Source organism: Streptomyces sp. PsTaAH-124 (genome assembly GCF_000373685.1).
Classification (GTDB): domain Bacteria; phylum Actinomycetota; class Actinomycetes; order Streptomycetales; family Streptomycetaceae; genus Streptomyces; species Streptomyces andamanensis.
On sequence record NZ_KB892157.1, the window covers coordinates 448,212 to 469,454 of the forward strand.

The 21,243-nt window shown below is 74.5% G+C and carries 17 protein-coding genes; 6 read left to right on the top strand and 11 right to left on the bottom strand.

The annotated features are described in order from the left end of the window. Positions 1–46: 46 nt before the first annotated feature. Entirely contained in the window at positions 47–1,531 is a 1,485-nt protein-coding gene (locus tag B086_RS0101710; protein ID WP_078530946.1) for a diaminobutyrate--2-oxoglutarate transaminase family protein, read from the bottom strand. A 437-nt stretch (positions 1,532–1,968) separates the two neighbouring features. Beyond that, entirely contained in the window at positions 1,969–2,559 is a 591-nt protein-coding gene (locus B086_RS0101715) for an isochorismatase family protein (RefSeq protein ID WP_018564695.1), read from the bottom strand. 170 nt (positions 2,560–2,729) lie between these two features. Here B086_RS0101715 and B086_RS0101720 point away from each other — a divergent pair, with 170 nt between their 5' ends. The 3 genes from B086_RS0101720 to B086_RS0101730 all read left to right on the top strand — a co-directional run bounded on the left by B086_RS0101720 (position 2,730) and on the right by B086_RS0101730 (position 6,572). Beyond that, positions 2,730–3,743, top strand: coding sequence for a GlxA family transcriptional regulator (locus tag B086_RS0101720; protein WP_018564696.1), 1,014 nt, complete (start codon positions 2,730–2,732; stop codon positions 3,741–3,743). A 234-nt stretch (positions 3,744–3,977) separates the two neighbouring features. Continuing rightward, entirely contained in the window at positions 3,978–5,216 is a 1,239-nt protein-coding gene (locus tag B086_RS0101725; protein WP_018564697.1) for a trypsin-like serine peptidase, read from the top strand. A 144-nt stretch (positions 5,217–5,360) separates the two neighbouring features. Continuing rightward, complete coding sequence (locus B086_RS0101730; protein ID WP_018564698.1) at positions 5,361–6,572, top strand: trypsin-like serine peptidase; 1,212 nt, start codon at positions 5,361–5,363, stop codon at positions 6,570–6,572. 100 nt (positions 6,573–6,672) lie between these two features. Here B086_RS0101730 and hflX read toward each other — a convergent pair whose 3' ends face one another. The 6 genes from hflX to miaA all read right to left on the bottom strand — a co-directional run bounded on the left by hflX (position 6,673) and on the right by miaA (position 15,060). Further along, positions 6,673–8,172: a GTPase HflX gene (gene hflX, locus B086_RS0101735; protein WP_026252001.1), complete on the bottom strand. Its 1,500-nt coding sequence runs from the start codon at positions 8,170–8,172 to the stop codon at positions 6,673–6,675. A 211-nt stretch (positions 8,173–8,383) separates the two neighbouring features. After that, positions 8,384–9,931, bottom strand: coding sequence for a M1 family metallopeptidase (locus B086_RS0101740; protein WP_018564700.1), 1,548 nt, complete (start codon positions 9,929–9,931; stop codon positions 8,384–8,386). A gap of 172 nt (positions 9,932–10,103) precedes the next feature. Continuing rightward, complete coding sequence (locus B086_RS0101745) at positions 10,104–12,272, bottom strand: RelA/SpoT family protein (protein ID WP_037872566.1); 2,169 nt, start codon at positions 12,270–12,272, stop codon at positions 10,104–10,106. A gap of 302 nt (positions 12,273–12,574) precedes the next feature. After that, the gene (dapF, locus tag B086_RS0101750; protein ID WP_018564702.1) at positions 12,575–13,444 is read right to left on the bottom strand and encodes a diaminopimelate epimerase; all 870 of its coding nucleotides are present in this window, start codon (positions 13,442–13,444) and stop codon (positions 12,575–12,577) included. 73 nt (positions 13,445–13,517) lie between these two features. Further along, positions 13,518–14,015 carry a hypothetical protein gene (locus B086_RS0101755; protein WP_018564703.1) on the bottom strand — a complete coding sequence of 166 codons (498 nt, stop codon included), beginning with the start codon at positions 14,013–14,015 and terminating at the stop codon, positions 13,518–13,520. 106 nt (positions 14,016–14,121) lie between these two features. Beyond that, positions 14,122–15,060, bottom strand: a complete 939-nt coding sequence (gene miaA / locus B086_RS0101760; protein WP_018564704.1) for a tRNA (adenosine(37)-N6)-dimethylallyltransferase MiaA — start codon at positions 15,058–15,060, stop codon at positions 14,122–14,124. A 183-nt stretch (positions 15,061–15,243) separates the two neighbouring features. Here miaA and B086_RS0101765 point away from each other — a divergent pair, with 183 nt between their 5' ends. Both B086_RS0101765 and B086_RS0101770 read left to right on the top strand, forming a co-directional pair. Beyond that, complete coding sequence (locus tag B086_RS0101765; protein ID WP_018564705.1) at positions 15,244–15,564, top strand: hypothetical protein; 321 nt, start codon at positions 15,244–15,246, stop codon at positions 15,562–15,564. 24 nt (positions 15,565–15,588) lie between these two features. Then, a complete protein-coding gene (locus B086_RS0101770; RefSeq protein WP_018564706.1) occupies positions 15,589–15,939 on the top strand; it encodes an antitoxin in 351 nt (116 codons plus the stop codon). Positions 15,940–16,088: 149 nt separating this feature from the next. Here B086_RS0101770 and B086_RS0101775 read toward each other — a convergent pair whose 3' ends face one another. Both B086_RS0101775 and miaB read right to left on the bottom strand, forming a co-directional pair. After that, positions 16,089–16,829, bottom strand: coding sequence for a class III extradiol dioxygenase subunit B-like domain-containing protein (locus B086_RS0101775; protein WP_026252002.1), 741 nt, complete (start codon positions 16,827–16,829; stop codon positions 16,089–16,091). Between the two features lie 611 nt (positions 16,830–17,440). Continuing rightward, entirely contained in the window at positions 17,441–18,961 is a 1,521-nt protein-coding gene (miaB, locus tag B086_RS0101780) for a tRNA (N6-isopentenyl adenosine(37)-C2)-methylthiotransferase MiaB (protein ID WP_026252003.1), read from the bottom strand. A 344-nt stretch (positions 18,962–19,305) separates the two neighbouring features. Between miaB and B086_RS0101785 the strand changes: the two genes are divergently transcribed. Beyond that, complete coding sequence (locus B086_RS0101785; protein WP_018564709.1) at positions 19,306–20,565, top strand: glycosyltransferase family 87 protein; 1,260 nt, start codon at positions 19,306–19,308, stop codon at positions 20,563–20,565. A 165-nt stretch (positions 20,566–20,730) separates the two neighbouring features. Here B086_RS0101785 and B086_RS0101790 read toward each other — a convergent pair whose 3' ends face one another. Further along, on the bottom strand, positions 20,731–21,144 hold the full coding sequence (locus B086_RS0101790) for a MazG nucleotide pyrophosphohydrolase domain-containing protein (protein WP_018564710.1): 414 nt from the start codon (positions 21,142–21,144) through the stop codon (positions 20,731–20,733). Between the last annotated feature and the right edge of the window lie 99 nt (positions 21,145–21,243).

Below are 21,243 nucleotides of genomic sequence, written 5' to 3' on the forward strand. Positions count from 1 at the left end.
CGGCCGTCCGGCCGCCGACCGGGCACGGCGGCGGGCTCCGGCCCGGTCATTCCGCGCCCCCCGCTCCTCGCACCGGCCCGGCGGCGCGGCGCCCCTGTCCGGGCGGCCCGGACCGCTCGCCCACGCGCGCGGGACGCCCACCGGCCACCGCGTCGACCGCCTCGACCGCGTCGGCCAGCCGGTCGAGCACGGCGGTGGACTGCTCGTCGGTGAGGGTCAGCGGCGGAAGCAGCCGGACGACGCTGCCGTGGCGGCCGCCGAGTTCGACGATGAGGCCCCGCCGCAGGCATTCCCGCTGCACGGCGGTGGCCAGGGCGGGAGCGGCGGGGGGTGGACGGCGCCCGGGAGCGGCGAGCGGCGCGGCCCCCGCCCCGGACCCCGCCCCCGTCCCGGACCCCGCCTCCGTCCCGGCCCCGGACGCCGTCTCAGGCTCCGTCTCGGTCTCCGCCGCGGCCTCCGGATCGACCAGTTCCAGGCCGAGCATCAGCCCGCGCCCCCGCACGTCGCCCACACAGGCGTACCGCTCGCGCAGCTCGCCCAGCCGGCGCAGCATGCGGGCGCCGAGATCGGCGGCGTGCTCGGCGAGCCGGTTCTCACGGACGTACGCCAGGGTGGCGGTCCCGGCGGCCATGGCGAGCTGGTTGCCGCGGAAGGTGCCCGCGTGGGCGCCTGGTGCCCAGACGTCGAGGTCGTCCCGGTACACGACGACGGCCAGCGGCAGGCTGCCGCCGATGGCCTTCGACAGCACCATCACGTCCGGTGTGATGCCGCTGTGGTCCACCGCCCAGAAGGCGCCGGTGCGGCCGACGCCGGTCTGGACCTCGTCGGCGATCAGGGGCACGGACCTGTCCTCGGTGAGCCGCCGGACGCGGCGCGTCCACTCGTCCGGCGCGGGGATCACCCCGCCCTCGCCCTGGAAGGGTTCGAGGATCAGCCCGGCGGGCAGCGGCACCCCGGACTTGGGGTCGTCCAGCAGGGACTCGGTCCAGCGGGCGGCGAGTTCGGCGCCGAGCGGGCCGCCGACGCCGAAGGGGCAGCGGTAGTCCTGCGGGTAGGGCAGCCGGGTGACGCGTACGTCCTGGGCGTGCCCGGAGGCGGCGAGCGCCGCGTCGGTCATCCCGTGGTAGGCCCCGGTGAACGCCATGATGCCGGTGCGTCCGGTGGCGGCCCGGACGAGCTTGAAGGCGGCCTCGACCGCGTCCGTCCCGGCCGGACCGCAGAACTGCACGCGCGCGCGTGCGGCCAGTCCGGCGGGCAGGGTGCGGAACAGCTCGGTGACGAACGCGTCCTTGACGGGCGTGGCCAGGTCGAGGGCGTGCAGCGGCGCGCCCGAGTCGAGGACCTTGCGGACGGCCTCCAGGACGACGGGGTGGTTGTGGCCGAGGGCGAGGGTGCCCGCACCGGAGAGGCAGTCCAGGTAGCGGCGGCCGTCCGCGCCCTCGATGGTGAGGCCGCGCGCCCGGACCGGCACGATCGGCAGGGCGCGCGCGTAGGTGCGGGCCGCCGACTCGCGCGCGCCCTGGCGTCGCAGGATGCCCTCGTGAAGGGCGTGCGCGCCGTCCTCCGCACACCTCTCCTGCTCCCGCGCGCGTCCCTCGCGCTCCTCGCGCTCCCCCTGCTCCGCGGAGGTCCCGGCTTCCCCGTGCGTCCCGTACCCCCCGTGCGCGGCCACCGTCACGGCTCCCTGCCCTCCCGCTGTCCCGAGGCGGCGGCCTCCTCCGAAGGGAGGGGCCGCGTTCCGGGGCCCCTGCGGCATGGTGTCGCTCGCCCGTGGTCTGCCCGGCCGGGGCGCGTGGGCCTGGCCGTGGGCAGCGGGAACCCCACCGGTACAACCGCTGGTGATCCGTACGGTTACGGGCCGCCCGGAGGGAGTTTCCGGCGGCCCGGCGCCGGCCGCCGGGGAACAGCCGGGGATCCGGCGGAGAACAGCCGCGGCCCCGCCCGGAACAGCCGGGAGCGTCTCAGTCCTCAGCCCAGCTCCTCCCCCGACGCGACGACGACCCCGTACAGATCCCCGACCGTCGCCAGCGCGGCGGCGTGGATCTGGCCGGCGTCCAGCAGCGTGCCCCCGGACGGGAGCGGACGCGTCGCGCACGCGTCGGCGACGACCGTGGGCCGGTTGCCGCGCAGGAAGGCGCCCTCGGCGGTGAACTGCACGCACATGTGCGTCATGAAGCCGATCACGACGACGTCCTGGTGCCCGGCCGCGTCGACCAGGTCGCCCAGTTCGGTGCCGACGAACGCATTCGGCGCCTGCTTCACCACGACGGCCTCGCCCTCGGCCGGGGCCACGCTCGGGTGGACGGCGCCGATCTCCTCCCTGATGTCGTACGCGCTGCCGGGTCCGCCGTCGTGGACGACATGGATGACCGTGGCCCCGGCTCGCCGGGCCCGCGCCAGCAGGGCGGCGGCGGAGTCGAGCGCGGCCCGCCAGCCCGTCAGCTCCATCACTCCGCCGACGTAGGTGTTCTGGTAGTCGACCAGGATCAGGGTCGCGTCCGCGAGCGAGGCCGGGGTGTCGTCGAGTCCGTTGAGCGCGCGCAGCGTCGTCGTGGTCATGGGTTCCCCTCGGGAGAAGCACCGGGCCGTGTGCCCGGAGTCGTCGTGCGTGGGCCGCCGGTGCGGTGGCCGGCCCGGATACGAACGTACGATCATGCTCTGCGTGTCGGCAATGTCGCCCAGCCCGCAGATCCGGACATCGCCTGCCCTGCCGAACGGACGGAGATCCCTTGAGCGCCGCCACCGGACGCCTCGTCGTCGTCGTGCTCTTCGAGGGCGTCGACCTGCTCGACGTCACCGGCCCGCCCGAGGTGTTCTCCCTGGTGCGGCGGGAGCTGGCGGACCCGGGCTGCTACCGGGTCGTCCTGGCGGCGGAGACCATGGATCCCGTCACCACCTCCGCCGGGGTGCGGGTGGTGCCCGACACCACTTTCGAGGAGCTGTCGGACAGCCGTGTCGACACCCTCCTGGTGCCCGGCTCGGTCGAGACGGACGGCCCCGGGCGGGTCCGGGCGCTCGCGGAGCCCGCCGTGGTCGGCCGGGTGCGGGATCTCGCGGGACGGGCCCGCCGGACCGCCTCCGTCTGCGTCGGCGCGCACATCCTGGCCGCCGCCGGGCTGCTGGACGGCAGGCGTGCCACCACCCACTGGTCGACGGCGCGGCAACTCGCCGACGAGCACCCGGCGGTGCAGGTCGACGCCGATCCGATCTTCATCCGGGAGGGCGACACCTGGACCGGTGCGGGGATCAGCGCCTGCCTCGACCTCTCGCTCGCCCTGGTCGCCGAGGACCACGGCGAGACGGTGGCGCTGCGGGTCGCCCGGCAGCTGGTGATGTATCTGAAACGGCCCAGTGGACAGAGCCAGTTCAGCGTGCCGCTGGAACCGGTCTCCGGGACGCGCCGCGTGGAGGAGCTGCGCCATCACATCCTGGACCGTCTCGGCGAGCGGCTGACCGTGGCGGACCTGGCCGCGCACGCCCATCTCAGCGAACGGCAGCTGACCCGCGTCTTCCGGTCCGAACTCGGCATGACGCCCAGCGCCTATGTGGAGGCCGCCCGCGTCGAACGGGCGCGCGCCCGGCTGGAGTCCACCGACGCCACCCTCGAACGGATCGTCACGGAGTGCGGGTTCGGCACGGTGGACACGCTGGTGCGCGCCTTCCGCCGTCGGCTCGGCACGACCCCCACGGAGTACCGGCGCCGCTTCCGCCCGTCCGGCGCCGAACCGTCCGTGAGCCCGTAGACCGCCGGACGGTTGTCCAGGTCAGGCGGCTTGTAGCCGAACCGTTGCCGTTCCGTGGGCAGTCCCCCACAGCGAGCGCATAGTGTGTGGTGCCGTTCCAGCAGCCGCGCCACGCGGCCGGCACCGGTCCGCCGACGCTCCGTCACCGGTCCGTCACCGGTCCGCCGTCCGCCCGTGTCCGGCGCCGGAACGCAGCGCGTCAGCACGTCCGTTCACCACAGGGGGAACCGAAGCATGCGATCCATACGCCCGTCCACCACCGCTCACCGGGGAGGGCGCTCCCGGCGCACGGCCGGCCCCGTACTGGCCACCGTCGCCCTGGTGTCGACGCTGGCACTCACCGCCACCGGCTGCAACGGCGACGACACCGACGCGAGCGACCGGCCCACCGCCGCCGCGCAGACCGGCGGCGCGGGAGCCACGGGCGACGGAAAGATCACGATCCCGGACGACATCCGCAAGAAGCTCAAAGAGCACGGGATCGACATCGACAAGTGGAAGAACGGCGCCTGGAAGAACTGGGACAAGAGCGACTGGCTGCGCGAGGCCAACGACTTCGTCAACCCGATCATCCAGGGGCTGTGGGACCCGGACCGGATGCGCCGCGCCAACGACCCGGACAAGGGCGTGGACGACAACGACATCTCCGGTGACCAGGGCGTCACCGACCCGACCCCGGTGCCCGTGCGCGCCGCGAAGGTGGCGCCGCCGTACCACACGGGCGCCGCGACGGCGGGCAAGGTCTTCTTCGACTCCCCCGAGGGCACGATGGTCTGCTCGGCCACGGTCGTCGAGGACCCGGCCCACCCCGGCAAGTCCAACATCGTCTGGACGGCGGGCCACTGCGTGCACGCGGGCAAGAAGGGCGGCTGGTACCGCAACATCGCGTTCGTGCCGTCGTACAACGACGCGGGCAGCAGCGCCGCCCAGCTCCAGGGTGCCACCCGGGAGCAGATCGCCCCGTACGGGGTGTGGTGGGGCGACTGGGCGCAGACCTCCGACCAGTGGATCGAGCAGGGCGGCTCCACCGGCGGGCAGGGCGCGAGCTACGACTTCGCCGTCATCCATGTGACGCCGGAGAAGGGCGGGAACGGCAAGTCGCTGGAGGAGACCGTCGGTTCGGCGCTCCCGGTGAACTTCAACGCCCCCGCGGTGCCGAAGGTCCGGAGCATCACCGCGACCGGCTACCCGGCCGCGCCGCCCTACGACGGGCAGCTCCTCTACCAGTGCCAGGACAAGCCGGGCCGGCTGTCGGTGGCGTCCGCCGACCCGACGATGTACCGCATCGGGTGCAGCATGACCGGCGGTTCCTCCGGCGGCGGCTGGGTCGAGCAGGGCGCCGACGGCAAGCCGGCGCTGGTCTCCAACACCTCGATCGGCCCGGTCACCTCGGGCTGGCTGGCCGGTCCGCGGCTGGGCACGGTCGCCAAGGGCGTGTACGACTCCGTCAGCAAGAAGTTCGCCGGGCGCTGAGCGCGGCTCCGCGCACCCGCTGAACCGGGCGGCGGCGGGGTGACCGGCACGCCCGCCACCCCGCCGCCGCCCGCAACCGATCCCCGCCGGTGAGCACCGCCGGCCGGGCAGCCCAGACACGAACCAACGGGGGTTCCTCGCACCATGCGTTCACTGCGTACGTCCCAGACGCCCCGGCGCGCACGCCGGCGCACCGCACTCGCCGCCACCGGTCTCGCGGCGGCCCTGACGCTCACCGCCACCGCCTGCGGCGGCTCGGACTCCGACGCCGCGAGCGGCACGCCGTCCGCCGCCGCCTCCCAGAACGCGGGCAGCGGCGGCGACGGGAAGGCCAAGATCCCGGCCGGTCTCGCGGACAAGCTGAAGGAACACGGCATCGACGCCGACCGGTGGCGCGACGGCGGCTGGAAGAACTGGGACAAGGACAAGTGGCTCAGCGCCGCCAAGGACTTCGTCAACCCGGTGATCAAGGGCCTCTGGAAGCCTGAGCGGATGAAGTCCGCCAAGGAGGCCAACAAGACGGTCACCACCCAGGACGCCGCCGGCCAGGGGGTCAGCGACCCGGCGCCGCGCGCGGTCCCGGCGCAGGCCGAGAAGACCCCGTACCACCAGCACGCGGCCCCGGTCGGCAAGGTCTTCTTCGACTCGCCCCAGGGTGCGATGGTCTGCTCGGGCACGGTCGTCAAGGACGTCAACCACCCGGGCCGGTCCAACCTGGTGTGGACGGCCGGGCACTGCGTGCACGCCGGTCAGGGCGGCGGCTGGTACCGCAACATCGCCTTCGTGCCCGCCTACAACGACCTGGGCAAGTCCGCTGACCAGCTGAGCCAGGCCGCTCCCGCCGAGGTCGCCCCCTACGGCGCCTGGTGGGCGGACTGGGCGTCCACCTCGGGCCAGTGGATCCAGGGCGGCTCGGAGACGGGCGGCGCGGGCGCCACGTACGACTACGCGGTGCTGCACGTGAAGCCGGAGGCCGGGACGAAGTCGCTGGAGGAGACGGTCGGGGCCGCCCTCGACGTGGACTTCTCCGCGCCGCAGGCACCCCAGGTCGCGACCATGGGCGCGTGGGGCTACCCGGCGGCGCCGCCGTACAGCGGGCTCCGGATGTTCCGGTGCCTGGACCGGCCCGGCCGGCTGTCGCTCAGCCCGTCCCTGCCGACGATGTACCGGATCGGCTGCACCATGACCGGCGGCTCGTCCGGCGGCGGCTGGTTCCGCGTGGTGGGCGGGAAGACCGTCCTGGTGTCCAACACCTCGATCGGCCCGTCCGACAACACCTGGCTCGCGGGCCCGCAGCTCGGCCGGGGCGCCGAGGCGCTGTACCAGAACATGAGCCGGACCTACGGCGGCCGGTGACCTCCGCGCCGCTCCCGGCACGACGGCGGGCCCGTCCCCTTCCGCGGAAGGGGACGGGCCCGCTGTGCCGTGTGCACCTGCCGTGCACCCGGCGCGGAGGTCAGAGCGCGGGAACCGGTGCGTACGGCGCCAGCTCCGCGGCCAGCTCTTCGTGCACCAGGGCCTTGAGCAGGGTGCCCTCCGCGGTGTGCTCCTCGGAGATCACCTCGCCCTCGGTGTGGGCGCGGGCGACCAGCTTGCCGTGGGTGTACGGCACCAGCGCCTCGACCTGCACCGCGGGCCGGGGCAGCTCGGCGTCGATCATGGCGAGCAGTGTGTCGATGCCCTGACCGGTCCGGGCGGAGACCGCGATCGAGTGCTTCTCCCGGCGCAGCAGCCGCTGGAGCACCAGCGGGTCCGCCGCGTCCGCCTTGTTGACCACGACGATCTCGGGCACGTCGGTGGCGCCGACCTCCCTGATCACCTCGCGCACGGCGGCGAGCTGCTCCTCCGGGTCGGGGTGCGAACCGTCCACGACGTGCAGGATCAGGTCGGAGTCGCCGACCTCCTCCATGGTGGAGCGGAACGCCTCGACCAGGTGATGCGGCAGGTGCCGGACGAAGCCGACGGTGTCCGCCAGCGTGTACAGCCGCCCGCTCGGGGTCTCGGCCCGGCGCACGGTCGGGTCCAGGGTCGCGAACAGCGCGTTCTCGACCAGGACGCCCGCGCCGGTGAGCCGGTTGAGCAGGGAGGACTTCCCGGCGTTGGTGTAGCCCGCGATGGCGACGGAGGGCACCTTGTGGCGGCGCCGCTCCTGGCGCTTGATCTCGCGGCCGGTCTTCATGGCCGCGATCTCCCGGCGCATCTTGGCCATCTTCTCGCGGATGCGGCGCCGGTCGGTCTCGATCTTGGTCTCACCGGGACCGCGCGTCGCCAGACCGCCGCTGCCGCCGCCCATCTGCCGGGACAGCGACTGGCCCCAGCCGCGCAGCCGCGGCAGCATGTACTGCATCTGCGCGAGCGCGACCTGCGCCTTGCCCTCGCGGGACTTGGCGTGCTGGGCGAAGATGTCCAGGATCACGGCCGTACGGTCGATGACCTTGACCTTGACGACGTCCTCGAGGTGGATGAGCTGGCCGGGGCTCAGCTCACCGTCGCAGACGACGGTGTCGGCGCCCGTCTCCAGGACGATGTCCCGCAGCTCGCCGGCCTTGCCGGAACCGATGTAGGTGGCCGCGTCGGGCTTGTCGCGGCGCTGGATCACGCCGTCCAGGACGACCGCGCCCGCGGTCTCCGCGAGGGCGGCCAGCTCGGCGAGGGAGTTCTCCGCGTCGTGCACGGTCCCCGAGGTCCAGACGCCGACGAGCACCACGCGCTCCAGGCGGAGCTGCCGGTACTCGACCTCGGTGACGTCCTCGAGCTCGGTGGAGAGACCCACGACGCGGCGCAGGGCCGCGCGCTCGGAGCGGTCGAACTGGTCGCCGTCCCGCTCTCCGTCGATCTCGTGGCTCCAGGCGACGTCCTCTTCCATCAGGGCATCGGCCCGAAGTCCATCGGGGTGGGTGTGCGCGAGGCGCTTGGTGGCCTGGGAGGAGGAAGAAGAGCCGGAAGAGGAGGTCATTGGGTCCTTACGTCGTCGGGAATCCGTGGTGCGGCGACGGGGCCGCGCCGGTGACGGCGGGGCTCCAGCACTTCTGCCACAGCCTTTCCGTCACCTGTGACAACGCACGGGTACCCGGGGAGATTCCCGTGCACCGCGCCGCGCCGACCCGACGATGGTCGCACGGCACGGCCCGTCTCGTCACGGCGTTATTCGCGCCCCGTCCGCTCGCTCAGCCCCGGGCCGTCGCCGCCCCGGCCGGCCGCGCGGACGCCGCCGCCTTCACGGTCCGGCCCGCCTTGTCCGCGGCGGGCGGCGGCGCCTGCTTCCAGTCGGGGTGGCCGGGCATGGGCGGGGTCTTCTCGCCGTAGAGCCACGCCTGGAAGAAGGCGCTCAGATCGCGTCCGGCGACGGTGGAGGCCAGGTGCTCGAAGTCGGCCGTGGCCGCCGTGGAGTCCCGGTGGTCATGGACCCAGGCGCGCTCCACGCGCTCGAAGGCGTCCTTGCCGATCTCCTGGCGCAGCGCGTACAGCACCAGGGCGGCGCCGTCGTAGACGTTCGCGCGGAAGATGCCGACCTTCTGCCCGGCCTTGGGCGGCTTGGGCAGCGCGGGCGGGCCGCCGGCCGCACGCCAGCCGTCGGAGGCGCCGTAGGCGGCCTTCATGCGCGCGTCCATGGACTTGTGCGCCGTCTCGTCGGCGTACAGCGCCTCGTACCAGGTCGCGTGGCCCTCGTTGAGCCAGAGGTCCGACCAGGAGCGGGGGCTGACGCTGTCGCCGAACCACTGGTGGGACAGCTCGTGCACCATGACGGACTCGACGTACCACTGGGGCCAGGCGGGGTCGGTGAACAGTTCCTTCTCGAAGAGGGAGAGGGTCTGCGTCTCCAGTTCGAAGCCGGTGGTGGCGGACGCCATCAGCAGGCCGTACGTCTCGAAGGGGTAGGGCCCGACCTTGCTCTCCATCCAGGCGATCTGGCCGGGCGTCCTGGCCAGCCACGGTTCGAGCGCCTTGGCATCGGCGGCGGGCACGACGTCGCGCACGGGCAGGCCGTGCGGTCCGGTGCGGCGCAGCACGGCCGAGCGCCCGATGGAGACCTGCGCCAGCTCGGTGGCCATCGGGTGCCGGGTGCGGTACGTCCAGGTGGCCGAGCCGCCGGTGCGGGTGACCCCGGCGGGCAGGCCGTTGGCGACCGCCGTGTATCCCTCGGGCGCGGTGATGTGGAAGGTGTACATCGCCTTGTCGGAGGGGTGGTCGTTGCACGGGAACACCAGGTGGGCGGCGTCCGCCTGGTTGGCCATGGCGAGGCCGTCCGCGGTGCGCACCCAGCCGCCGTCGCGGCCCTTCTCGGACACCGGGTCGCTGGTGTGGTGCACGGTGACACGCACCCAGCTCTGCTCGGGCAGCGGGATCCGCGGGGTGACCACCAGGTCCTCCCCGGCACTGGCGAAGTCGGCCGGCAACCCGTCGACCTGCACGGAGTCGACCGTGCCGTGCGTGAAGTCCAGGTTGATGCGGTCCAGGTCCCGGGTCGTCCGGGCGTCGATGGTGGTGACGGCCCGCAGCGGCTTGCTGTTGTCCCCGGCGTAGGTCAGGGAGAGGTCGTACGACGTCACGTCGTACCCGGGGTTGCCCAGGGTCGGGTAGAGCCGGTCGCCGAGGCCGAGCGCAGCGGGCGGTGCGCTCGCGGCGAGCAGGCAGACGGAGACGGCGGAGGCGAGCAGGGTCCCGGTGAGGGCCCTGCGACGGCGCGGGAGGCGGGATCGGAGGGTGCGCGGCATGCACCACGGCTATCAGCGCGCGGGCCCGCCGCGGCGGCGGCGCGCGCCCGGCCCACCCGAACGGGGCTCTCGGGAGGGCGCGCTGCCGGAGGAGGCGGGACGCGCGCGGGCGCGCGCCGGGGCGGCACGCTCTGCGCCGACCCGCGCGGGCGCCACCGGGCGCTACCGGGCGCTACCGGGCGCGGCTCACGTCGTACACGCCGGGCACGTTGCGCATGGCCCGCATCAGGGCGGGCAGGCGCGCGGCGTCGGGCAGTTGCAGGGTGTACGTGTGGTGGACGCGCTGCTGGGCGGGCGGGGCGACGGTGGCCGAGACGATCTCGACGCCCTCCAGGGCGATGGCCTCGGTCAGATCGGCCAGCAGATGGGGGCGGCCGAACGATTCGGCGAGCAGGGTGACCCGGCACGCGGCGTTGTCGCCCCAGCGCACGTCGAGCTCCGCGCGCCCCGTGCTCTTCATCCGCACGACCGCCGCGCACTCGACGCGGTGCACGGTCACCGCTCCCCCGCGCACGGCGAAGGCGGTGATGCGGTCGGGCGGCACGGGGGTGCAGCAGCCCGCGAGCCGTACGGTGGCGCCGGGTCGGTCGGCGGCCACGGCCGCCGCCGGGCCGGGACGGCCCGCGGCGGTGTCGGGCGAGCCGGCGGGGACCGCCGAGGAGACCGGGTGCGTGTCGGGGGCGTCCTCGCGGGTCTCGGGCGCGTCGTCGGCCGGGGCGGGGTGTGCGGTGAGCCACCGCTGGATGGCGATGCGCGCGGCGGGCGTACGGGCGTGCTCCAGCCACTCCCTGGACGGCTCGGAGGCGGGGTCCTGGCCCATCAGGAGCTGGACGGTGTCGCCGTCCTTCAGGACGGTGCTCAGCCGGGCCAGGCGGCCGTTGACGCGGGCGCCGATGCACGCGTGCGCGTCCTCGCCGTACTGGGCGTAGGCGGCGTCGATGCAGCTGGCACCGGCGGGCAGGCCGAGGGTGCCGCCGCCGGGGCGGAAGACGGTGATCTCCCGGTCCTGGGCGAGGTCCTCGCGCAGGGTGGACCAGAAGGTGTCCGGGTCGGGTGCCGCCTGCTGCCAGTCGAGCAGGCGGGAGAGCCAGCCGGGCCGGGTCGGGTCGACGCGCTCGCCGTCGCCCGCCGCCGGGTCCTCGGCGGGCGGGGCGTAGGGGTTGCCGAGCGCGACGACCCCGGCCTCGGCGGTCTTGTGCATCTGGTGGGTGCGGATGAGGACTTCGACGATCTGGCCGTCCGCCTGCGCGTCCTCGGACGTGTCCGGCCGGGCCGCGGGCAGGGCGACCGCGGTATGCAGCGACTGGTACAGGTTGAACTTGGGTACGGCGATGAAGTCCTTGAACTCCGAGACGGCCGGCGTCATACAGGTGTGCAGTTCGCCGAGGACGGCGTAACAGTCGGCGTCCTCGTGGACCAGCACCAGGAGGCGGCCGAAGTCGCAGCCGCGCAGCCGGCCGCGTTTGCGGGACGCCCGGTGCAGGGAGACGAAGTGCCGTGGCCGGACGAGGACTTCGGCCGGGATACCGGCCTCGCGGAGCACGCCGCGCACCTGTTCGGCGACCTCGGTGAGCGGGTCGTGCGGGCGGCTCGCGTTCTGTGCGATCAGCTCGCGGGTGTGCGCGTACTCCTCGGGGTGGAGGATGGCGAAGACCAGGTCCTCCAGCTCGGTCTTGAGCGCCTGCACCCCGAGGCGTTCGGCGAGCGGGATGAGCACGTCCCGGGTCACCTTGGCGATGCGGGCCTGTTTCTCGGGGCGCATGACGCCGAGCGTGCGCATGTTGTGCAGCCGGTCGGCGAGCTTGATGGACATGACCCGCACGTCGTTGCCGGTGGCGACGAGCATCTTGCGGAAGGTCTCCGGTTCGGCGGCGGCGCCGTAGTCGACCTTCTCCAGTTTGGTGACGCCGTCGACGAGATAGCGGACCTCCGCGCCGAACTCCTCGCCCACCTGGTCGAGGGTCACCTCGGTGTCCTCGACCGTGTCGTGCAGCAGGGAGGCCGTCAACGTGGTGGTCTCGGCGCCGAGTTCGGCGAGGATGAGGGTGACGGCGAGCGGGTGCGTGATGTACGGCTCGCCGCTCTTGCGCATCTGGCCGCGGTGCGAGGACTCGGCCAGCAGGTAGGCGCGGCGCAGCGGTTCGAGGTCGGCGTCGGGGAAGTGGGCGCGGTGCGCCTCGGCGACATGGCCGATGGCGTCCGGGAGCCGGTCCCGGGCGGTGGGGCCGAGCAGGGCGGCCCGGCCCAGACGGCGCAGGTCGATCCGCGGGCGGGCTCTGCGCCGGGGCGCCGACGGCGCCACCGGGCCCGGGGCCGCAGGGTTTGTGGCATCCGCACTCATGGGCACCTCCGGCTGTCTCGACCGGTGGACGGGGGTGCCCCAGGGCGTACGCGGCTCAGGGGTTGGCGTCGGATCCCCCGTCCGGGCCGGTGCTTGATGCTACCGAGCCCAGCACACCGAGCCGACCGCCTCTCGGAGAGCGTGAAACGGATCACCCCATCGAGCGACGGCGTGTCAGGTTTACGGTTTTCGGTCATGGGACAGGCGGGCGGCCGTGGATTCCCACCCGCACCGGTCCCGACGACGTGGATCCTGGCCGGTCGCGACGGCTTGCGGCCTGCGATGTCCGGGCGGTCCCGCAGTCAACCTGCCGCTGTTTCCAGCCATTCCCGGTCGATCTCGCCCTCGGCGACGATCACCGCGGGGCCCGTCATCTCGATCTCCCCGTCCGCCCGCTCGGTGATGACGAGGGTGCCGCCGAGCACATCGACCCGGTACGTCACCGGGGTGCCGGTGACGGCCGGGTCGGCGCCGTCGCGGCGGGCCGCCGCCACGGCGACGGCGCACGCGCCCGTGCCGCACGAGCGGGTCTCGCCGGACCCGCGCTCGTGCACGCGCATGGCGACGTGACCGGGGCCCCGGTCGACGACGAACTCGACGTTGACCCCGTCCGGGTAGGCGGCGGCCGGGTGGAACGGCGGCGCGGAGAGCAGGTCACCGGCGTCCGCCAGGTCGTCGACGAAGGCGACCGCGTGCGGATTGCCCATGTTGACGTTGCGCGCGGGCCACACATGGGGGCCGACGCTCACCGCGACGTCGCCCTCGGGGAGCCGGGCCCTGCCCATGCCGACGGTGATGTCGCCGTCCTTGGCGATGTGCACGCTCTTGACGCCGCCCCGGGTGGCGACGGCGAGGTCGCCCTCGGCCACGAGCCCGGCGTGCCGGAGGTAGCGCGCGAACACCCGTACGCCGTTGCCGCACATCTCGGCGACCGAGCCGTCGCCGTTGCGGTAGTCCATGAACCACTCGGCGTCGGCGGCCATCGCACGGGCCTCCGGGTGTGCGGCCGAGCGCACGACGTGCAGCACGCCGTCGCCGCCGAGGCCCGCGCGGCGGTCGCACAGGGCGGCGACGGCTGCCGGGGACAGCTCCACGGCGTTCTCCGGGTCGGGGACGATCACGAAGTCGTTCTCCGTGCCGTGACCCTTGAGGAAGGCGATACCGGTGCTCATGCCTCGATCGTACGGGGTGGGTCCGACATCCTCGCGGGGCCGCTCGGCGCAGCCTCGTCCTCGCGGGGGCCGCTCAGCGGAGCTTCGCGACCCGCCAGACGGCGAGGACGACGACCACGGCGACGAGCAGGACGTACGCGGCGACGAGCCGCCAGGCGGGCCGCCGTCCCGAGCCGCGCGGCGGCAGTCCCGGCCAGGTGTAGCCGACACGGCGGGCGGCCATCGTGCCCCAGCCGGCCGCGCAGAAGCAGATCAGCAGCCCCAGCATGGCGATCATCGCACCGCTGTCGCCGTCGAAGGCCAGCGGGAAGGCGAACATCAGGGAGCCGACCGCCGCCAGGCCCACGATGGGCGCGAGCTGCCAGATGCGCAGCCGCCGCTGCGGGCGCAGCTCGACCTCCACCTCGGGCCCAGCGAACATCTCCTCGGGCTCCGGTCCGTCGGCGGTCACACCGCCCTCGGACTCGTCGGGGCCGTCGGGGCTCAGCGAGTCCTCCTCGGGCTCCGGATCGGTGCCCTGCACGGTGATGCTCTCGGTGCCTTGTGCGGTGTCGCGAGGGCCGGCCTCCATCGCCACGCGCCCTCCCAACTAGGACTCACTTGTCGATCAGAGCTCGATGATGGCACGGCGCCGAAGGCCCGGATGACGGCCTGAGCTTCCCGATGCCATCACGTGATCAGGCTGTAACCGGTCGTTCCACCAACGCCAGCGCCAGGTCCGGAAGTTCCGCGAGGTCCGCGGCGGCTCCGCTCAGCCAGTGCACGCGCGGGTCGCGCCGGAACCAGGAGTCCTGACGGCGCGCGAAGCGCTTGGTGGCGCGCACGGTCTCCGTGCGCGCCTCTTCGAGCGTGCACTCCCCCGCGAGCGCCGTGAGCACCTGTTGGTAGCCGAGCGCCCGGGACGCCGTACGCCCGGAGCGCAGGCCGTGCGCCTCCAGCGCGCGCACCTCCTCCACGAGCCCCGCCTCCCACATCCGGTCGACCCGGCGCGCGATGCGCTCGTCCAGCTCGGGGCGCGCGACGTCGACCCCGATCTGCACCGTGTCGTAGACGGAGTCGTGGCCGGGCAGATTGGCCGTGAAGGGCTGGCCGGTGATCTCGATCACCTCCAGCGCGCGGACGATGCGGCGGCCGTTGCCGGGCAGGATGGCGCGCGCGGCCTCCGGGTCGGCGGCGGCGAGCCGCGCGTGCAGCGCGCCGGAGCCGCGCAGCGTCAGCTCCTCCTCCAGCCGGGCCCGCACCACGGGGTCGGTGCCGGGGAACCGGAGGTCGTCGACCGCCCCGCGCACATAGAGCCCGGAGCCGCCGACCAGGACCGGCCAGCGCCCCTCGGCGAGCAGGGCGTCGATGCGCTCCCGGGCGAGCCGCTGATACTCGGCGACGGAGGCGGTGACGGTCACGTCCCAGACGTCCAGCAGATGGTGCGGCACGCCGCCGCGCTCCTCGGGCGTCAGTTTGGCCGTGCCGATGTCCATCCCTCGGTAGAGCTGCATGGAGTCGGCGTTGACGACCTCACCGCCGAGGCGTTGGGCCAGGAATACGCCCAGATCGGACTTTCCGGCCGCGGTGGGGCCGACGACGGCGATGACGCGGGGGGCGGGGGGTGCGCTGCTCACCGCACCAGTCTCGCAAACCTCCGGCGGCCGCCTCGAACGAGTTACGTGACGGCGTGCGCGCCGGGTCGTTGCCCGTTGCGAGGTTCCCGCGGCCGGACGCCGGCGGGCGGTGGTACGGGGCGCCGCGAGCGGAACACCGGGCTACGCGGGATGCCGCCCGCACGAGTAACGTATGGAGTTGACATGGGCGTTTTTGCGCGACTTCTCCGGAGGTCGAAGGCCACCGAGGAGACGTCGTCCGCGGCGGAGCCGGCCGGTGCGGCCCAGGCGGCGCAAGCCGCCCCCGGGACGGACGGCGACGCGGCCGGGAGCGGCGGCGACAACAGCGCGGTCGGCACGGCGGAGCCGGCGGACACGCCGTCGGCGCGGACGCCGGACGCCGGATCCGGGAGCGCCGCCGACGAGGAGGCGGCGGAGGCCGCCGCCGAGGGCGTCGGCATCCCCGAGCAGCAGTCCGCCGACGAGGCGGCCGAGCACACGGCCGGCGAGGGCGCCCGCAGGTAACTGCCCCGCCAGGGAAGGTGAACCATGGGTCTGCTGGACAACGTGAGGGCCAGGCTCGGCCCGGCCAGGGACAAGGTGTCGGACCTCGCGCAGCGGCACGGGGGCTCGATCGAGCAGGGGCTCGACAAGGCCGCGAAGATGGTCGACGAGAAGACCAAGGGCAAGTACAGCGACAAGATCCACGCGGGTACGGGCAAGGCGAAGGAGGCCGTGGACCGGCTCGCCCACCCGGGCGGCGCGGACACCGGTGCTCCCGCGTCCGAACCGGCCGCTCCGGCTCAGGAACCTCCGGGGACGGCCCCGGGTTCCGGCTCCGGCACGGACCGGACACCGCCCCCGCAGACACCGCCGCAGGGGCCGCCGCCCGCGTCGTGACGCGGAACAGCGCGCGGAAGTACACGGACAGTGCGCAAAGCGCACACGCGGGGGGCGGGGGCCGGGAGACGTACGCTCCCGGCCCCCGCGCCCCGCGTGTGCGCGCCCGTACCGCGCCGCGCACGCGGCGCTCGCGCCGGTGCGGTCGCTCAGGACCAGGCCGCCACGAAGTAGCCCACGCCGTACGGTGCCTCGTCGTACAGCAGCGTCCCGGCGAGCCCGGCGCCCTGGGCCGCGCCCGCGAGCACCTGCCACGGGGCCCGGCCGGACACCTTGAGCGCGTACGCCATCTCGGCGTCGAGGGAGGTCAGGGCCTGAACGTCCGCCGCGCCGAGCGCGCGGGCGGCCGCCGCGTCGAAGGGCTCGGCCCGCTCGTCCAGGTACCCCGGCGCCTTGAGCGAGCGGCAGGCGCTGCCGTCGCCCATCACCAGGAGGGCGACCCGCGCGGACCGCGCGGCCAGATCGCGGCCCGCCGCGACGCACCGCTCGGGCGCCAGGGGCTCTCCCACCCCCAGCCCCTCGACCGGGCAGTCGGACCAGCCGGTCCGCTCCAGCAGCCACGCGCCCACGGCTAGCGACGGCGGCAGCGCACGCTCGGGCGCGCCGGTGCCCGTGCCCTCGCCGGTGCCCTCACCCCGGTCCAAGCCGAGCCGGACGTCCAGGTCCACGCCGAAGCCCCGGAAGGAGCCGCGGGCACTTTCGGGGTGCGGGCCCCGGCCGGACCGCTCGGCGGGGCCCACGACCACGAGCAGGTCGGGCCGGGCGGCGGCGAGCACGCCCAGCGCGTCCGTGCACGCGGCGCGCGCGGCAGCCAGCTCGGGCGCGGCTCCCTGTGCGACCGCGGGGACGAGGAGGGGCGGACAGGGGCAGACTGCGGCGGCGACAAGCATGCCCGGCAGCGTAACGCGCGGCACCGGGCGCCGGACGGCCGTCCCCGCCAGGTCGGGATGCGCGCGCTCCGGGTGGGGACGGGAACCGGCCACGGCCGGTCCGGGGCGGCTCGGTGCCGCTCCCGCAGCCCGTTCCGGACGGTCGATCCCGCCCACCGGCTCGGACCGGTCCGGGCCGGGGTGGCGGCCCGCAGCCCACGCGGCGCGCCTCTGGCCGGAAAGCCGGAACGGCCCGCAGCGTGCCGGGAGGCCCGGGAGCAGCCCCAGAAGCAGGCGCCCGGGAGCAGGCGCCCGGGAGCGGAGCGGGGCCACGGACCGTCCCGGAAGCCGCCAGGGACCCACTCGGGCTCGACCAGGGCGCGCAAGGCAGAACCGCGCCCGCTCGGCGCGCCCCGGTGGGACACGCTCGCGCGCCGCCCTGGAGCAGGTCCGTCCGGACATGCTCCGAGCACACCCCGGACGCGATCGGGACCAGCCGGGCCCCGTCCGCGGCCCGCCCGTCCAGGACGGCCCCGGGACCGGTCACGAACCCGGTCCGGGCCGAGCCAGGGGTCAGGACGGTCACCGGGCCCGTCGCGACAGGCCGACGGCCCCCGCGGCCGGTCTCCGGGTCAGTCGCAGCCGCAGCCGCTGTTCGCGGCGACCGGCAGCGGTTCCGGGACGCCGATCTTCGGCAGGCCCAGCATCACACCGGCGGGCTCGGCGGCCGCCCCGGCGGTGCGCTTCTCCCAGGCGTCTCCCGCGCGGGTGCGGCGCACGTCCAGCACAGGGCCCTCGGCGAGCAGGTGGTGCGGGGCCGCGTAGGTGATCTCGACCGTGACCACGTCACCGGGGCGGACGTCCTGGTCCGGCTTGGTGAAGTGGACCAGGCGGCTGTCGGGGGCGCGGCCGGAGAGCCGGTGGGTGGCGCCGTCCTTGCGGCCCTCGCCCTCGGCGACCATCAGCTCCAGGGTGCGGCCGACCTGCTTCTTGTTCTCCTCCCAGGAGATCTCCTCCTGGAGGGCGACAAGACGCTCGTAGCGCGCCTGGACGACCGCCTTGGGGATCTGGTCCGCCATCTCGGCGGCCGGGGTGCCGGGGCGCTTGGAGTACTGGAAGGTGAACGCCTGCGCGAACCGCGCCTCGCGCACCACGTGCAGCGTCTGCTCGAAGTCCTCCTCGGTCTCGCCGGGGAAGCCCACGATGATGTCGGTGGTGATCGCGGCGTGCGGGATGGCGGCGCGCACCTTCTCGATGATCCCGAGGTAACGCTCCTGGCGGTAGGAGCGACGCATCGCCTTCAAAACCGTGTCCGAACCGGACTGGAGGGGCATGTGCAGCTGCGGCATCACGTTGGGCGTCTCGGCCATGGCCGCGATCACGTCGTCGGTGAAGTCGCGCGGGTGCGGGGAGGTGAAGCGGACCCGCTCCAGGCCGTCGATCGCGCCGCAGGCCCGCAGCAGCTTGCTGAACGCCTCGCGGTCGCCGATGTCGGAGCCGTACGCGTTGACGTTCTGGCCGAGCAGGGTGATCTCCGAGACGCCCTCGGCGACCAGGGCCTCGACCTCGGCGAGGATGTCGCCGGGGCGGCGGTCCTTCTCCTTGCCGCGCAGCGCGGGGACGATGCAGAAGGTGCAGGTGTTGTTGCAGCCGACCGAGATGGACACCCAGGCCGCGTACGCGCTCTCGCGCCGGGTGGGCAGCGTGGAGGGGAAGGCCTCCAGGGACTCGGCGATCTCGACCTGGGCCTCCTCCTGGACGCGGGCGCGCTCCAGCAGGACGGGCAGCTTGCCGATGTTGTGCGTGCCGAAGACGACGTCCACCCAGGGCGCCTTCTTGACGATGGTGTCGCGGTCCTTCTGCGCCAGGCAGCCGCCGACCGCGATCTGCATCCCGGGGCGCGCGGCCTTCTTCGGCGCGAGGTGGCCGAGGTTGCCGTAGAGGCGGTTGTCGGCGTTCTCCCGGACGGCGCAGGTGTTGAAGACGACGACGTCCGCGTCGCCGTCCGCCCCCTCGGGGGCCCGCACGTACCCCGCGTCCTCCAGCAGCCCGGCCAGCCGCTCGGAGTCGTGGACGTTCATCTGGCATCCGTAGGTGCGGATCTCGTAGCTGCGCGTGACGCCCACTTCTCGGCTCCGGTCGATGCTGCTCATGCCCCTAAGGGTAGGCGCTCGCGGAAGTACACCCGGACGGCCGATCGGGCGGCGCGGGCCGAGGGGCGCACGGCACGCTGCACGGCGCGTGCGCGGCCTGTGCGCCGCCGCCGCGCGGCGCGACACAAGCGGCGCGCGGGCGGCCGGTGGCTCCGGGACGGCGACGGCGGACCCAGAATGGGCCGAACCCAGCCAGCCGAACCCACCCATAGGCCCCCAGAAACGCCCAGAGACGCCCATCGGTTCCTCGCGGTTCCTCCCGGTTCCTACCGGTTCCACCGGGAGGAACCGGGTTTCTCCGGGCCGTCCGGCTCGTGGCGGCCTCTCCCGGACAGGTACCAGTGATGCAGCTTCGTGACGCCCCGCGGACCTCCGCCCCCGACCCGGCCCCGGTCCCGGCCGCCGCACCACGGGCCTGGCTGCTGCGTCCGGCCGGTGCGGTGTGGTTCGTCCTGCTCGCCGCGGTTCTGGCGGCCCGCGCCGCGCACGTGGCGGTGGCGGACGCCCAGGGCGGCATGGACAACGCCTTCGTCGTCCACGCCGGGCAGGTGTGGCTGCACGGCGGCGCCCCGTACGGCGACCGGCGCTTCCTCTATCTGCCGAGCGCGGTGCTGTTCGCGGCCGGGCAGGCGCTGCTGCCCGCCGCCGTGCTGCGGGTCGCCGCTCCGGTGGTGTGCGTGGGGCTGGTCGCGGCGGGCTGGTGGTGCGCGCTGCGGCTGTTCCGGGTACCGGCGCGCAGCCGGTTCGCGGTACTGGGGCTGCTCGGTCTCGTCCTGTGCTGGGCTCCGGTCGGCCATCTGATCGACCTCGGCAACTGGACGGCGGTCGGCGCGCTGGCGCTGCCGCTGGCGCTGCTGCTGGCCGACCGCGGGCGCTGGGGTGCCGCCGGTGTGGTCCTCGGGCTCTCCGTGGCGGTGAAACCGCTGCTGGTGCCCGTCGCCCTCCTGCTGGTCCTGGCCCGGCAGTGGCGCGCCCTCGCCTGGACGGTGGCGCTGCCGCTGGCGCTGTCCGCGGGCATGGCGCTGGTCATGCCGGATCCGGGCGGGTTCTTCACCCGCACCCTGCCCTTCCTGCTCAGGGGCGGTGACGCGCTGATGCGGCCCTTCGACTGCTCCCTGCCCGCGGTGCTGCCCCGGCTCGGGGTGCCGCGGACGGCGGCCGAGGCGGTGGCGCTCGCGGCCGCCGCGGCCGGGGTGGTGTGTGCCGGGCGGCGCTGGCGGCGCGCGGATCCCGGTCCGGCCCGGCTCGCGGACACCGCTGCCATGCTCATGCTCGCGTCGTACCTGGTGTCCCGGCCGTCCTACGAGCACTATCTGGTGGTCGTGGTGCCGCTGCTGGTCGCCGGGGTGTTCGAGGCCGGTGCGGCGGCGCGCTCGCCGTGGTTCTGGGCCGCGCTGATGCCGCAGGCGCCGGGGTTCGCCTTCCCCGGCCTGGAGGCGTCGACCCGGCGGGCGTTCAAGGACGTGGTGAGCCTGTGCGGGCTGGCGCTGGTGCTGGCGCTGCGGTGCGTACGCCCGTGGCCCGGCGAGCGCGTGTCCGGGGCCGCCGGGGCCGGGGGTCCGGCGGCGGCCGAGCCCGCGCGCCTCGGCACGGGTCGTCGCTGATCGCCGCGGGCCCGCGCCGGGCCCGCGCCGAGCGCGCGGCGGGCCGCTCCGGATCGCTGCGGGCCGCTCGCACCGGCCGACCGGCCCGCCCGGTCCCCCGGCGGTCCGGCCAGCCCCGACTCGACTCGACTCGGCCCATCAGCCCCGGTCGCTCGACTCGGCCGGTCAGTCCCGGTCGTCGGCCTCGGGGTCCCAGCCCTGGGCGCGCAGGACGGCCGCGACGTCCGGCGCGCGGTAGTGCTCGCCCTTGAGCACCTTGCCGTCGGCCCGGCGGGCGACCTGTCCGTCGGGGCCCAGCTTGCTCATGTTCGCGCGGTGGATCTCGGCGATCACCTCGTCGAGGTCGATGCCGTGCACCAGGGCGGTGCCGTACGCCACGTAGACCACGTCGGCCAGTTCGTGCGCCAGGTGGTCCAGCGGTCCCCCGACGGAGACCTCGGCGACCTCGGCCGCCTCCTCGGCGAGCAGTTCGCCCCGGTGGGCCGCCAGCTGCGGCGGGACCTGGGCGGGAGTGCTGCGGACGTCGAGCCCGAAGGCCCGGTGGAACTGTCGGACGAGGGCGGCGGGCGAAGAACTCATACGGCGACTCTAACCGGCACCTGTGACAGCGCCCGCGCCGAGCGTGTCCGGTGGGCGCCCCCGCCGCCGCGCGTCCGTCCCGCACCACGGGAACGGCGG